Here is a 14,412-nt window from a genome sequence, read left to right as displayed (position 1 = left end):
TCCAAATTTTTATTTGGATAGCTCCTGCAAGGGTGCTTAGCAGCTCAATCCACAACCACTCGACGCTGGCGTATTCGCCAGTGTGAGAGAGGTTCGTCACAATGGCCGGCACCTGATCAGTTGCTAAAGCGGGGCGGCTGCTCCCGCCCCTGCTGTTCTTCTGACTTCTGTAAAGCCGAGTCCTGCTTTACGTCCGGACTATGGCCCGCTACCCTGGGCTGCCCTACCCTAACCAGGCTTGTTGCGTTGGACTGTTAGCGCCTTTATGCCTTTAGCAGACGCGCCTTGAGGCTCAACAGCGCCATTGGGCGCGAAACGCCTCGCTGCTGCAAACGTGGCCAGGGCTCTGCTCCAGGTAGCCTGAGGGGAAACGTGCTAGTAGCCAATAAACCAAGCAAGGGCTTCGCAGGACCAGAATTTGCAGGCACCTTTGCGGTTCATCTTTAAGAGCCGCCCGTGAGAAACGCAACTGAACAGGAAGAGCGAGAATACCTGGAAGAAATCAAGGAGAAACTCGCGTGGGCGGTTAAGCGGGTCGATGACACCGTCAGGCAGTTTTCCGACGAGCTGCGGCAGAAAAAGCAGTATATCCACGAGCATCAGTCGGGCATGGACGACGCCGACATGGTGGCCGCTGGCCAGTCCATTAACCGCATGGCCTTCACGGGCGAAGCGGCCGTGAGCCGAAAGCGCAAACTCCTCAAGCTACGCCAGTCGCCGTACTTCGGCCGTATTGATTTCGTCGCTCAGGATACGGCACCCTCGGCGGTGTACATCGGCGTGCATACGTTCACGGATGAGCAGCGCCAGAACCTGATCTACGATTGGCGGGCCCCGATTTCCTCCTTGTTCTACGACTTTGAGCTGGGGGAAGCCTCCTACACTACCCCTTCCGGCACAGTCCGCGGCACGATTGAACTCAAGCGGCAGTACAAGATCCGCGACGGCCGCCTGGAGTTTCTGCTTGACAGCGACGTGAACATCCACGACGACGTGCTGCAGCAGGAGCTGGCCAAGTCCTCGGACGATAAGATGAAAAACATCGTCGCCACTATTCAACGGGACCAGAATGCTGTTATCCGCAACGAGGAGGCCCTGGTGATGGTTATTCAGGGAGTGGCCGGCTCGGGTAAAACCTCCATTGCCTTACACCGCCTTGCCTTCCTGCTCTACCGCTACCGGGAAACCATGGCGGCCAAAGATCTGCTCATTATTTCGCCCAACAAGGTCTTTGCGGATTACATCTCCAACGTCTTGCCCGAGCTGGGGGAAGAACACATCCCCGAGATGGGCATGGAAGAGCTGGCCGCCGACCTGCTCGACAACCGGTACACCTTCCAGACCTTCTTCGAGCAGGTGTCTGCCCTGCTGGAACAGCCTGATCCGGCGTTTATTGAGCGTATCCGGTTCAAATCTTCGTTTGAGTTTCTTAGCAAACTAAACCAGTACCTGCTTCACGCTGAGAATACGTACTTCACTTATGCCGAGCTGCGGGTTGGCAACACGCTGGTTCCCCGCTCGCTGCTGTTGGAGAAGTTCAAGACCTATCATCGGGTGCCACTCTTAAAACGGTTTGCGCTGGTGGCAGAGGACGTGCGGGCCTACGTGCGCGACGCTACCCGCCGCAAACTAACCGAGCAGGAGAAGGCAACCATCGGGGAAGCTCTTCCGCGCATGTTCCGGTTTACTAATGTGCTGGACCTCTACCGGGATTTTTACCGTTGGATTGGCCGGCCCGAGCTATTGAAGCTCGACCACCGCATGCACCTGGAGTACGCGGACGTCTTTGCCCTGATTTACCTGCGCCTACGCCTGGAAGGCATCAGCACCTACGACCAGGTAAAGCACTTGCTGGTCGATGAAATGCAGGATTACACCCCGGTGCAATACGCCGTCTTGTCCCGCCTGTTCCGGTGCCGGAAGACTATTCTGGGGGATATAAGCCAGACGGTAAATCCCTACAGTGCTTCCTCGGCCGAAACCATCGAACGTGTCTTCCCGCAGGCTGATGTCGTTACACTCAACCGAAGCTACCGCTCAACCGTCGAGATTACGGCCTTCGCGCAGCGTATTACGCCGAATCCTGACATTATTCCGCTGGAGCGCCATGGGCAGGAGCCGGCCATCAGGCGCTGCCACAGCCAGAGCGAGGAGTTGGAAGCACTCCGACAGTTGGTGGCAGAGTTTAAAAGCTCCGGAAGTCACTCGCTGGGCATCATCTGCAAAACACTCCGGCAGGCAACCCAGGCGTATGAGGCACTACACGGAATAGGCGTTCATTTGCTCACGGCCGAGTCTGCTTCCTTCAAGGAAGGAGTTAGTATCACCACGGCTCACTTGGCGAAAGGGCTGGAATTTGATGCGGTTGTTGTGCCCTTTGCCTCCGCACGCACGTATAAAACGCTGGTAGATAAGAGCATGCTGTATGTCGCCTGCACCCGGGCCATGCACCAGCTCACACTCACGTATGTCGGTGAACTCACCCCATTCTTGTCCGCGTAAAGGCAGTGCTCTGGCTTGTGTGCCGTCCTGGAGCTAGGAAGCAGAAAAAACGTTTGCTTCCAGCCAGTGCCCGCCTTCCCTGGTAAAACCCAGGGCTACCGGGTGGCTTGCTGCGAAAATCAGGTAAAACAGTTGTTCTGCAGCCGGTCAGCGGGCATCGGCCCTGAGCAGACTCGCTCGGCATAAGTTACTCGGATACGCTACCATTCTCCTGGCGTGAGATGCAGGCTTTCCGTTGTCCAGTTACAAAGCAGAGAAGCAACGGTAAACGGGACAAGCCGGTAGGGTGCCTGCTTCCAACGAGTTTCCGGATTGCGTAGTGACACGAGGAACCTGCCTGCGCCTTGCCCAGAATGCGAATGGCTAAAGCCGGGGTATCCCCCCTTCTTGCAGAGCTAGTAGGAGTTGAACAATGGTGATGGTGCATTTCTGAAGCGTGGCGTATCCGTTCAGCAGCCAACAAATCCGGCAGGAGGCAACGCCCGTCCGCTTCCCGGGTTGCTTTAGCGGCGGTAGGGTAGAGTTGCCCTTCCCTCGCGTAGCAGCAGAAGGAGATTATATGAGCAGACTCCTCCTCCCCTATCACTTGCGTAGGCAGCCTCGCTAGCAGTGGGATAAGCCCACAGTCCGGCTTTTTATACCGTCTCGGGGCTCCCTACTGCATGCCAGCCAGCTTCTTGCTATGCAGGTGTCAGGAAGCACTGGTAGTGCTCCTGTGCTTTACCTCTTTGTCCCTCAAGCCCAGTGCAACCCTCGGTACTCTTCGCTGTAGGCCCGGAATGCTTTCCTAATTGGTTGTCTCCCGACGCAACATGAGTAAGCAAGAAGACGAATACTCGCCTCTTTAACGGTCTGCAACTGCATTGGCAAAGAGGCGAGTATACTGGCCTCGCGTTTTGCCGCTGACCGGCACAAAGGAGGTTTTTGCCCCGCAACTACTTGAGCTTCCTACCCTGCAAGCGGTACTGCTCATCCTCCGGAAGCGGTCTGTCGGCCCCCTCCATCGTGTCCAGGAAGGCGCACAGAGCGGAGTCAACCGCTTTTTTCAGAACCAAACGGTCCCAGTACTCGCTCTGCTTTAGGCGCACGTAGGTGCTACGACGTAGAAAGCTGCTGAATTTTATCCATTCTTCTTCCGCTGGCAAGGAAGGCGAGGCCTCAGGTGCAGTGGCCGCAACGGGCGGCGCTGCTAGGTGCGGTGAGAGGCTTCTATTTACCCCATATAAGAGGGCATCATTCGCTAGCGGGGGCGCGGGGGCATCCAAATCATCCCCAAAAGTTGGTTTTTTCGTCTGCTTGCTCATACTCGGGCAACAATTTCTTGGGTGAGCGATTCATAATCCGTGGCGCCATTGCTTTCTGGTGCCCACTGATAGATGCTTTGCTTTTTAATTTGAGCTTCTGCCAGCGAAACGTTTTCACGGATGGTGGTCTCCATCAGCAGGTTCGCCTCCGAGTATTTGGAGTCAATCAGGGCAACCACATCGTGATGCAGCTTTTTGCGGTATCTGCTGCTGTATTTGGTGAAGAAGATACCGCCTATAATCAGGTTGGGGTTGTACAGATCCTTAACCCGCTCACAGGCTTGCATGAGCTTGTTTAAGCCCTCATACCCAAAGTATTCCGGTTGGCAGGGGATAAATACCGCATTACAAGCTACCAAAGCCATGTACGTAAGCGCTGACAAGGAAGGCGGCGTATCAATCAGACAGTAATCGTAGGTATTCTGCAGTGGCGCCAATCCCTTCCGGAGGATACTCTCATACCCCAGTTGCTGTCCCACCATCTTCTCCAGGTAGTCCAGATCCGGAGTAGCGGCCACCAGATGAAGATGCTCTTCTATGGCCAAGACAACATCAGCTAGCGGCGCTTTTTTTTCTAAAACCAACCCCAAGTCCGGATACCCTGCCGGTAAGCGGAAAGCCAGTGACAGATTACGTTGGGCGTCGCAGTCAATTACTAGCACTCGCTGACCATCGCGCGCGAGGGTCTGGGCTACACTAAGCGTAGAGGTGGTTTTTCCTACCCCACCCTTGTGGTTGGCAAACACGATAATCTTCATGGTACAGCTGAGACTTAATATCCTGAAGCAATAATAAGGAATTCGAACTTCCTGAGCTTCTTAAGCAGGTAGGAGAATAGAAAGAAGTAAAACTTCCTCTACTTCCTCAACCTCCTCAAATTCTTTATATGGCTAAGGAATTATAAGAAGTAGAGGAAGTAGAGGAAGTAGAGGAAGAACAAGAAGTTTAGGAACCCAGAGAACTTTAAGAAGTAAAGGAAGTTTAAGAAGTTTTAGGATAGTCGGCATGCAAAACGCCTGCTTCTGTGACGCAACAGGCCTTTTTGCGTGTTATTGGGGGCAAAGCGCAGTAATTTGTCAGCAACGGTTGGATAGTACACCGCATTCCTGAGGGCTATACCAAGTCACTTCCTTCTGCTCAGATAGTGGCGTCTCGTGTACTGGCTGATGCCTTTGCTGTACTCTGCTTTCCCTTCAAGCTGGCTGGGAAGTATTGCTGGCTTTTCCCAAGTATGTCTGCCAACAAGCCTACTCCCTACAAGTATAGGCGGCCAGATTTCAACTCTGCCATTCGGTTATGCTCTGTTTTTTTGCAGCACTATGAGCAGGGCTCATTGCCCCGAACGCTCTTGCTCTGGCGCAGAAGCATACTGCCAGAGCCGCTGAACGGTCATGGCTGCATACTTCTTGCCGGCGGCAGTGCGAAACATAGCCGCATTTAGCTGCGTGGCAATCTGCCGAAAAGTGAGTCCTTGGCTGCGCAACAGGGTAACTAAGCTGGTTGCCTGCTGATTTTGAGGAGTCTGCTCTCGTTGCTGCCGGCGGACGGCCGCTCCCTTCAACCGGGCCTCTTGCGTCAGGTTTTGCGGACTACCCAGCCGCACCCCCCGGGCCTTCTTGGCTTGGAGCGCGTCCTTCGTGCGCTTGCTAATCGTTTCCCGCTCGTGCTGCGCAATAACGGCGAATATGCCCACCGTGAGCGTGTTGGCATCCGGCATGTCGCAGGCCAGAAAGTCTACCCCTGAGTCCCGCAGGGCAAAGATGAAGCGGGCATTCCGGCTCAGCCGGTCCAGCTTGGCAATGAGCAGGGTGGCGCCGTGTTGCTTCGCGGCCGCAAGTGCTGCTTGTAGTTGTGGCCGGTTATTCTTCGTACCCGATTCCACCTCGATGAATTCCTGCAGCAGCTGCGTACCAGCCGGCAGATAGGATTGAACCAGATGCTGCTGCGACTCCAGCCCCAGGCCACTGGCTCCCTGGCGGGCAGTGCTCACGCGGTAATAGGCAATGTAGGTACGCATGCGGTAGGGGTGGGTGCTGTCGCGCGGCCGGAGGTACTATTGAACGAAGATACAGGTTTGTAACGGATCATAAACGGTCGTTTATGATCCGTTACAAAGTAGATAGGAGGGGAGTTGGGCTACCCTTAGAGAAGAAAGGCTGGGCCAGACATTGCCAATAGGTAAGTAGAAACGGCAGCTCTGCTCACACAAACGAGGTCCGCATCATAGGGCCGCAGCACCTTCCGGCCCGGGCCCACGGTGCGGCCCTGCACAATAGGGGGCCGGCGTATCAGCACTACATCATCTCGGGGAAAGTGCCGTTTCTGGAAAAGGATTGTGAACTAGTAGCCACCGATCTGGAAGCTGCTTTGCGCAAGCGTGCCCCGGCAGTGCTGGTTGCTTTCCAGCAGCGGGGTTGGCGCTTACCCTCGTCCCTGGGCCGGCTCTACGTGTCTACTCAGGCAGAGAAGGGCCTGGGGTGGGTTCCGCAGTACAGCTTCGAGGAGGTACTAGCCCAACTCGACCGTGGTAGCTTAGCAGTACTCCCTACGCCCTGAGATACACTGCCACTTGTCCTGCTCTTCTTGCCTGTTCCCCATCCTATTGTTGATGCTAGGCTTCTCTTGCCGGCCGAACGGCTCCCACCCGGCCCAGGTGGGTATCGCGGAAGTCGGTCGTGTACTTGAGGCCATAGCCCAGCAGCCGATCCAGGGCGCTGTGAAAGAGAAGCACTGTGCCCGCCAGCAGCAGCACAGGCTGAGCTAGCCACCAGCCCGCAAGACCCGCCGCCACGGCCAATGCCTTATGGTGAGCGACGTTATAGCAAAAGGCTCCCACTCGGGGGCCCGCCAGGTAGCCGATCATACTCAGGTCTGGGAGCAGAAAAGTGGCGGGCAGCACCCACCACGCATGGGGCAGGTAGGCAAAGACAGCCAGCGCAAACAGGGCTTCGGCCAGTTCTTCCAGTTTCAGCAGGTTTTTCATACGCGGGCAGCAAGGAGAAGTGACAATAAGAACTTCTGCAAAAGTCTGCCCGCGCGGCAGCAATCAACGATAACAAAAGCTAAGAAATAACAGCGCTAGGTGCCCCGAGCACAGGTTAGGAATTCTCATCCGGGTTTCGCGCTACCCGGTTCCGGATGCGGCTCAGCGAAACAGGGGTGATGCCAAGGTAGTTGGCTACTAGCTGCTGAGGAATGCGTTCCAGAATCTTGGTTTTGCCGCTGATCAGCAGCGCGCGGTAGCGCTCCTCGGGCGAGAGCAGCAGATGCTCGACCAGGCGAGCATCGGTGCCGAGCAGCAGGTATTCCGCCACTAGGCGCCCAAACCGCTCGTACACTGGCCGCTCCGTATATAAGTGACACAGCAGCGCGTAGTCGAAGACGGCCAACTCGGCGTCAGAGAGGGCCTGAATGCTGAACTGGCAGGGCTGACCGGTCAGACAACCCGGGTAGTCCCCGAGCAGGTGGTTCTCAAAAAAGAAGTATGTGGTGCGCTCATCTCCGTTGGGGCGGGGGTAGTAAAGCCGGCAGCTACCGCGGAGCAATAATGCCAATTGGGGCCGGTACTCGCCCGCTTGTACAAAATGTTCCCCGCGGGCTAGGTGGCACGGGCGTAGTGCCTCGGCCAGCGGCTGCCAGTCGGCGTCCGTGAGGGTCGGAACAAAGCGGTGCAGATACGCGCGCAAGGGGTGCATGGTGGTACAAGGAATAGGTGGTTGCGAGGGCATTGTCCGCGGTGGAATGCGGCTACTCCGGCGCTGGGGCGCGCACATGTAAGCGTTGCTGATGCTGTAGCCCCCATTCTTTTAAAACCTCAATCACGGGGTCGAGTGTGCGCGCGTAGGGCAGCGCCTGGTATTCAACGAGCACGGGCGGGCCGGGGTGTACCGTGCGGGAGATGAACTGATGAGCTTCCAGCTCCTTTAATTCCTTGGCCAGCACCTTGGTAGAGATGCCGGGCACGCTACGCTCCAAGCCGCGGAAATGCCGGGTGCCGGCGTTAAGTGCTACGATAATCTGGAGCTTCCACTTGCCCTGAACCACTAGCAGGGCATGGCGCAAGGCCTGCATGGTCAGGATGCAGGCAGAGGTTTCGGATGTAGTCATGGAAGAAAGGCAAAAGCAGGAAAGCGGGCTACTGGGCCTGATTACTTGCAGGTAATCAGGCTACCTGTGCGTAATCTGAAGTGATGACAAGGTACAAACAAAGGGGGAGCTGATTACTTACGGTAACCTGAATACCCGACAACTTTACCCCCTTAACCAACAAGTACCATGATTTTAGTTACCGGTGCCACAGGCCAATACGGCACGAAGGCCATTGAACATTTACTGCGTAAAGGCGTTAAGCCGCAGCACATTTCCGGCCTGGTTCGAGAGGCGGCCAAAGGCCAGCCTCTCCGAGACAAGGGAATTAGCCTGCGGGTCGGTGAGTACACAGAGTATACGTCACTGGTGCGGGCCTTTGAAGGAGTAGAGACCTTGTTGCTGGTGTCTACTAATGATCGGGGGCCAGCAGAAAACCGCACGGCACAACATATAAACGCCATTAAAGCGGCCAAAGAAGCGCAGGTAAAGCATCTGGTGTACACTTCTTTTGTCAGAAAGCCAGCATTTGCAGACTCAGCTATAGGTGCTTTCCAACAGTCGCATGCTGACACCGAACAGTTTCTTCAAGACAGCGGCCTGACGTATACCATCCTTCAAAATGGGATCTACCTAGAGATGATTCCGAGACTGGCCGGCGAAAACGTAGTTGAAACCGGCGTTATCAGGCTACCAGCCCAGGACGGCAAGGCCAGCTGGGTGCTTCGGGAGGAATTGGCCGAAGCGGCGGCTCACGTCTTGACAACTGCAGGGCATGAAAACAAGCGGTACATCCTGACGAATAGCGAATCCGCCTCTTTTGGCGAGGTAGCCCAGGAGTTATCACGCATCCTAGGGAAAGAAATACAGTACCAGTCTCCCGCGGTGGAAGAATTTCAAGCCAGCCTGACACAAGCCGGGATACCTGCGCTCTACATCGGTATGTTCACGACGTGGGCAAGGGCAATAGCGCAGGGGGCGCTGGATGTTGAGGATGCGACCTTGGCATCCTTTTTAGGCAGAAAGCCGACTACCACCGCGCAATTCATCTCGCAGATGTATGCATAGCCATACCTCTAAAGGCCGGGTGGGAGCCGCATTCTATTCGGCCTTTAGAGGTATGGCTCTTCGCGAGTGCAAACTCCAGTGTCAGGCTGCTCTAGCCGGTTCAGCCCAGGTAGTAGCGGGAAAGGAGCCAGACGGTGTATAGCTACCCTACCGCTCCAACGGTTTAATGCGCTGGCGGCAAGCGTGCCTAGCTCGGTCCTGGGTAGCCGTTGCGCTGCAGCGCAGGGTTTGCCTGAATAGGTGAGGAGCGGACTTACACCTGAGAAGGAAGATGCCTGTAGCTGATGATGGGCGCGTTTTTCCGCTGTACGTGTAAGCGAACCGGCTTCGTACCGATAGCCGCGGTGGGGCATTGCCTCGAGCAGTGGCAGGCTCTGCTTTTCCTCACTTGCAATTGGTAGAAAGGTAAATGGCTGGCAGTTTCGGGGGTAGAGTTTGTCCTGCACAAGGCATTGGAAAACCATAGAAAATCGGTCTGACCAGTGTCTTATTGACGCCTCTCCTTTGTTGCTGTGCTGGGTGGAATGGTCTACTCCGTACGGGCTGCCTTTGCTAGTGCCTGGGTACCCATGCAGCCGGGAACTGTTGGGTACAGTGGTCTGACGTCCCTGCTACAGGACTGTCTTTACTGAGTACGCTCCCCGGCTGATCTGTCATCCACCAGCAGCGCGTGACCCTCGGTGCGGGAAAAACAATGAACGCCCTTGGAGCTGAACGCACGCATCAGACAAAACAAATTCAGCAACGCCCAGGCCATGCCGGAGTCGGGTCCGGCTTACCACGCACCAGATAGCCACGGCGCTACGCTATCTTTCGCCGCCAACGAATGGGTGGCCGAACTATGAACAACACATCTAAACGAGACCTCACGGCTACAACGCCCCCTCTTGTAATGGCTACAACCTTCCGGTATGGGACAGATAACGCTCCCGCAGCCACAGGAGCCGACGGGCAAGAAGGAGAGCAGTGTACTACCCATTCGCACCGAAACCCCTTGCGTTTAACGCAAGGAGTGTACCGGGAGCCAAGCGCTGTAGGTGAAGCAGTGGTTTGTACTCCGCTAAAGAGGCAGAACAGCACTAAGCCAATTCCGCTTAAAGACCACCACGCATTGCCGCTGGGCCACCTCAAAACTTTGGGCAATAGAAGTATATAAAAGTAAAAAAAGCGCGGTTTTTAAAGCGGAAATGGGCTTTTTTAGACGCATGCAGATTTCACTATGTGCTACAAAAAAGACGTTAACAAAAAACGCAACTAGTCTTTCTTATTAGTACTATATTATATAGTATTATAGGTCTCATAACTATCTGATTATCAGTTTGTAACAAGGGTCATCTGCTACAAAAAAGACGTCATCTGCTACAAAAAAGACGTCTACCTGCTACAAAAAAGACGTTTATCCGCTACAAAAAAGACGTTGAACCAGCCTATCTGCTACAAAAAAGACGTTACCGCTGTATGGATGCTTCCTCAGACAAACGAGTTGCGCAACACAACGCGCTGATCAACGCCCGGTTTAGCTTTGTGCCGCTTCAAATGCGGCTATTTGTTGCCTTGCTGTCCCGAATCGACTTTGAAGACGCCGACTTCAAAGAACACTTTATTCCTCTCGAGGAATTGGTGTTTGACCGACGCGGGGGGTCTGCCTACGAGCAGGTTGATGAGATGTGCAAGGGGCTGGCGTCGTTTACTCTGTACATTGAAGAACTAGAGGAGAAAACCCGGAAGCGGCGGCGTAAGCCCAACTACACCTATATCCCGCTCATGGCCGAAGCCGGCTACCGGGCAGAGTTGGGGGGAGTAGTTGCCAGCTTTAACCCGAAGATTATGCCGTACCTGCTACAGTTACGCGAAAGTGGAAACTTCACTACCGCAGACTTGAAGCAGATTCTTAAACTCAAGAGTCCACAATCTTTGCGGATTTACTGGTTATTAAAGGAATATGCGGGCTTTGGGCGCCGTACCATCAGTGTCGACGACCTGCGCTTTGTATTGGGAATTGAAGAACACGAATACCCTCGGTTTTCCAATTTCAGGGCCCGCATCCTGGACAAGGCGCAAAGTGAAATAGCCGCCACTGACATCCCGTTCACGTATGAACTCGAGCGAGAGGGAAAAACGGTAGCACGCATCAAGTTTCTGTTTGAGCAGCTGGCCGCATCTGCTACAAAAAAGACGTTGCCAGGTGCCACCGAATGGGCCAATGCCCTTCTGCAAATTGGCGTAAGTCAGCGGAGCATTAGTACCATTGCTAAGCAATTGGAGAATACAGAGTACGACGTAGGCTACATTGCATTCGTCGTGCGCATTGTGGAAACCCAGTTCCGCAAAGGAAAGATTAAAAAGCCTGCGGGAGCAATTTACAAGGCCCTCATAGAGAAGTACCTGTTAGAAGATTACTACCTCACGGCCAAGGCAACTACTCCCCCCCAACGGGAGCAGCTTCCTGCTGCCGCCGAAATTGCTTTCCGTCTCCGCGAGGTTCGGGATATGTACGAAAATCCTGGCCCGTATGCGCAACGCCAGAAACAAGCCGACACCTTCGAGCAGCATGTGCAGCAGGTATACCTTAAGGATGGGTTCTTGCTGGAATACCGTGAAGGGGAAGAATGGCTTGTGAAGCCCGGGTAAAACACACGTAGGCGTGTCCTACCCGGGCAAGAAGTGCAAGAAGTAGGTGCGCGTTTTGCATAGTCTGGTAGTATGTTGCCCCGTTCGCTAGTGCAAAAGGGGCGTATAGTGGTGAGTTTATCTTCTGAGAAGCTGTAAAAACAGTGCTTTCCTGTGCAGCACCTGCCTTGTAACCGAACGTACTTGCCCCAATACTACTAGGAAACCTTCTGTAGAGGAGCGGTCAGAGGACCTATGGGCACTATGAGCAGGACCTACAGCCAGCAAAGCAGGACAAACAAACCTCTGAGCTCGGCGCTGTGGTAGCAGAGCAGTAGAGGGCGCATAAGGCCATAGGCAGGTAGGCGCGCCGTAGTAGTTCGACCGGAAGGTATGGCCGCCAGGCTGTGAGCGTGTGAAGCAGCCTGCTTTCTACTAGAGGCTGGAAGGGTAGGGCGCGGCCTGCGGGCGACGAAGCACGCATATCTGATTGCCGCCGGTGTAGTAAATGGCCTCACTGACAGTTGTTTACGCCTATACGTGGGAGGGCCAGGCACGCAACACGAACAGGAGCGCGACCAGACTTACTGGTACAGCACTGGTGCCCGGCCTCCGCTGACTTACGCCAAGGTGCAGAAGGGCATTGGCCCATTGCAAGCAAAACGGTCAGGTGCAGAGTTGCCCTGCATCTGTATGACCCGACGAAAGCCGGTTGCCCTCTTGAGCAAGGAGTGGTAGGCGACTACCCATGCTCAAAATGCATGGGTTAGTACGTCAAAACAACGGGTTCGTGTAACAAATTATGCCGGCCCAAGTGAGTGCAACACCTTAGAGCCATGCTAGTAGCAAGCCAAGAGGCATGCTCATGCATACTACATGCAGAAGCGGGGAGCCTCATACCCACCCGTAAGGCGCACCAGGCAAAGCGGCTACCCATTACAGGATCTGCATCCACTTTTAGCTCTATACCGGCACACCGTTTAAGTCTGTTTACATGGAAGTTTTTGAGTTCATCAAGCAGTTGAAAAAGGCTGATGTTCAGCTATTTGTACAAGGCGAGGAGCTACAAGTAAAAGCGCGGCCCGGAGCGCTGACTCCCGCCCTGCTCGTGCAGCTAAGGCAGCATAAGCAGGCCCTGCTTATGCTGCTGCAAGATGGATCATCGTCCGCCACCGACATTGCCGAAGCACCAGCCGCCGCGGATTATCCGCTTTCGTATGGTCAGCAAAGCATATGGACGCTAAGCCAGGACGAAGAAGGGGCCCAGGCGTACCACATGCCCGTGGCTATGCGCCTAAAGCCGGAAGCCGACCCCGCCCACCTACAGCAGGCCATCCAGGACCTGATTGAGCGGCACAGCATCCTGAGAACTTCCTTCTTCGAGCAGCCCGATGGCTCGGTCAGACAACGCGTGGAGCAGCATACGCCTTTTCGCCTGCAAACCCTGGACGTCCCGGACCTATCGGACAACACCCTGAAGAACTACCTGCTGGCGGAGAGCATGGGCGCGTTTTGCCTGGGCAAGGCCCCTCTGCTCAGAGGCACGCTGCTGCGAAGCCCCCAGGCCAGCTACCTGCTGCTCACAGTTCATCATATCATCTGTGATGGGGTGTCGCTTGATATTTTGCAGCAAGAGCTTCTGCTCAGCTACGAAGCTAGAAGACAAGGGCAGCACCCCGTCTTTCCGGCCCTGACCAGAACCTACCAGGACTTTGCCGTATGGCAGCACACCTGCCAGCAGCAGGGCGTGTGGCAAGCCGAAGAACGCTACTGGCAGGAAGTGCTGCAGCCACCGCTCCCGGTCATAGAGCTGACGGGCAACAGCAAGCGCCCCGCAGTTAAAACCTTCGGGGGAGAGCGGCTGCGGTTTCACCTGCCTGAAAACGTGCGGGCCGCGCTGCAGGCGCGTTGTGCCCAGCAGCGCACCTCGCTGTTCGCGGGCTTGCTGGCGGGCGTACAGGCCCTTATCTTCCGCTACACCCAGAAAACCGATATAGTGCTGGGAACGGTTACGTCGGGGCGGTCCGTAGCATCGCTGCAGAATCTGGTGGGCCTTTTCATTAACACCTTACCCCTGCGGCTCAGCCTCCAGCCGGAGCTAACGTTTGAGCAGTTGCTCTTGGCCCAGCAGCAGGTTCTGCAGGATGCGCTAGCCCATCAGAACCTGCCCTTCCAGAAAATGGTGGAACTAGCCGGTGGCAAGCGCGACGTCAGCCGCTCGGCTATTTTCGACATCATGGTGATTTTCAACGAGCACACGCCGGAAAATCACGCCACTGCCGGCACGTATAGCTTTCTGCAGGAAGACCTGCGCACAACCAGCCAGTTTGACCTCACTTTCACGTTTGAATCGCGGGTTGATGCCATTGCCGCTACGCTAGAATTCAATACGGCTATTTACAACGCCGCCTTCATCAGCCGCTTGTGGGAGCATTTCGTGCACTTGCTGGCGGAGCTACTGGCCGCGCCGCACCAGAAAATCACGAGCTGCATCTACCTCACGGAAAAGGAGCAGCAGGAGCAGCTGCAGGTGTTCAATGACCCGGCGCACTACTACCAGCCAGAGGCAACGGTACTCGACCTTATCCGGGCTGCTGTTGAGGCCAATGCCGGGAAAGTCGCCCTTATAGGCCCAGCTACGCAGCTCACGTACCAGCAGGTATGGGAGAAGGCAACAGCCCTGTCGGCGTATCTGCGCGAAACGGTAGGGCCAGGCCAGGTAGTGGCCGTGCAACTACCCCGTACCGAGTGGCTGCCGATTACCTTGCTGGCCGTGTTGCACAGCGGAGCCGCCTACCTGCCCGTCGACCTTACCTACCCCCAGGAGCGCATCGACTACATC

At 55.4% G+C, this 14,412-nt stretch carries 11 protein-coding genes; 5 read left to right on the top strand and 6 right to left on the bottom strand.

Annotation, left to right across the window (positions count from 1 at the left end; translation table 11 throughout):
• Positions 1-456: 456 nt before the first annotated feature.
• The gene (locus K3G63_RS21250; RefSeq protein ID WP_220616160.1) at positions 457-2,502 is read left to right on the top strand and encodes a 3'-5' exonuclease; all 2,046 of its coding nucleotides are present in this window, start codon (positions 457-459) and stop codon (positions 2,500-2,502) included.
• 935 nt (positions 2,503-3,437) lie between these two features.
• On the opposite strand, the gene K3G63_RS21245 is transcribed toward K3G63_RS21250, so the two are convergent.
• The 3 genes from K3G63_RS21245 to K3G63_RS21235 form a co-directional block, all read right to left on the bottom strand.
• Complete coding sequence (locus tag K3G63_RS21245) at positions 3,438-3,806, bottom strand: hypothetical protein (protein WP_220616159.1); 369 nt, start codon at positions 3,804-3,806, stop codon at positions 3,438-3,440.
• The gene (locus K3G63_RS21240; protein ID WP_220616158.1) at positions 3,803-4,564 is read right to left on the bottom strand and encodes a ParA family protein; all 762 of its coding nucleotides are present in this window, start codon (positions 4,562-4,564) and stop codon (positions 3,803-3,805) included. Before K3G63_RS21240 ends, K3G63_RS21245 begins: the two co-directional genes overlap by 4 nt.
• A 572-nt stretch (positions 4,565-5,136) precedes the next feature.
• On the bottom strand, positions 5,137-5,823 hold the full coding sequence (locus K3G63_RS21235) for a recombinase family protein (protein ID WP_220616157.1): 687 nt from the start codon (positions 5,821-5,823) through the stop codon (positions 5,137-5,139).
• Positions 5,824-6,119: 296 nt separating this feature from the next.
• Between K3G63_RS21235 and K3G63_RS21230 the strand changes: the two genes are divergently transcribed.
• Positions 6,120-6,362 (top strand): hypothetical protein, encoded by a 243-nt coding sequence (locus tag K3G63_RS21230; protein ID WP_220616156.1) that lies wholly within the window; start codon positions 6,120-6,122, stop codon positions 6,360-6,362.
• Positions 6,363-6,417: 55 nt separating this feature from the next.
• Here the strand turns inward: K3G63_RS21230 and K3G63_RS21225 are convergent, their stop codons facing one another.
• From K3G63_RS21225 to K3G63_RS21215, 3 genes are all read right to left on the bottom strand, one after another.
• Entirely contained in the window at positions 6,418-6,789 is a 372-nt protein-coding gene (locus K3G63_RS21225) for a DUF4260 domain-containing protein (protein WP_220616155.1), read from the bottom strand.
• Positions 6,790-6,904: 115 nt separating this feature from the next.
• On the bottom strand, positions 6,905-7,501 hold the full coding sequence (locus tag K3G63_RS21220) for a Crp/Fnr family transcriptional regulator (protein ID WP_220616154.1): 597 nt from the start codon (positions 7,499-7,501) through the stop codon (positions 6,905-6,907).
• 52 nt (positions 7,502-7,553) lie between these two features.
• Positions 7,554-7,913 (bottom strand): helix-turn-helix domain-containing protein, encoded by a 360-nt coding sequence (locus K3G63_RS21215; protein ID WP_220616153.1) that lies wholly within the window; start codon positions 7,911-7,913, stop codon positions 7,554-7,556.
• 168 nt (positions 7,914-8,081) lie between these two features.
• Between K3G63_RS21215 and K3G63_RS21210 the strand changes: the two genes are divergently transcribed.
• From K3G63_RS21210 to K3G63_RS21200, 3 genes are all read left to right on the top strand, one after another.
• On the top strand, positions 8,082-8,960 hold the full coding sequence (locus K3G63_RS21210; protein WP_220616152.1) for an SDR family oxidoreductase: 879 nt from the start codon (positions 8,082-8,084) through the stop codon (positions 8,958-8,960).
• 1,458 nt (positions 8,961-10,418) lie between these two features.
• Positions 10,419-11,591 carry a replication initiation protein gene (locus K3G63_RS21205; protein ID WP_220616151.1) on the top strand — a complete coding sequence of 391 codons (1,173 nt, stop codon included), beginning with the start codon at positions 10,419-10,421 and terminating at the stop codon, positions 11,589-11,591.
• Between the two features lie 973 nt (positions 11,592-12,564).
• Positions 12,565-14,412: condensation domain-containing protein (locus K3G63_RS21200; RefSeq protein WP_220616150.1), on the top strand; the 1,848-nt coding region annotated here is incomplete at its 3' end.

Source organism: Hymenobacter sp. HSC-4F20 (assembly GCF_019599275.1).
GTDB lineage: Bacteria > Bacteroidota > Bacteroidia > Cytophagales > Hymenobacteraceae > Hymenobacter.
The sequence above is the reverse complement of the archived record's forward strand: the minus strand, read 5'-3'. Positions and strand labels throughout refer to the sequence as shown.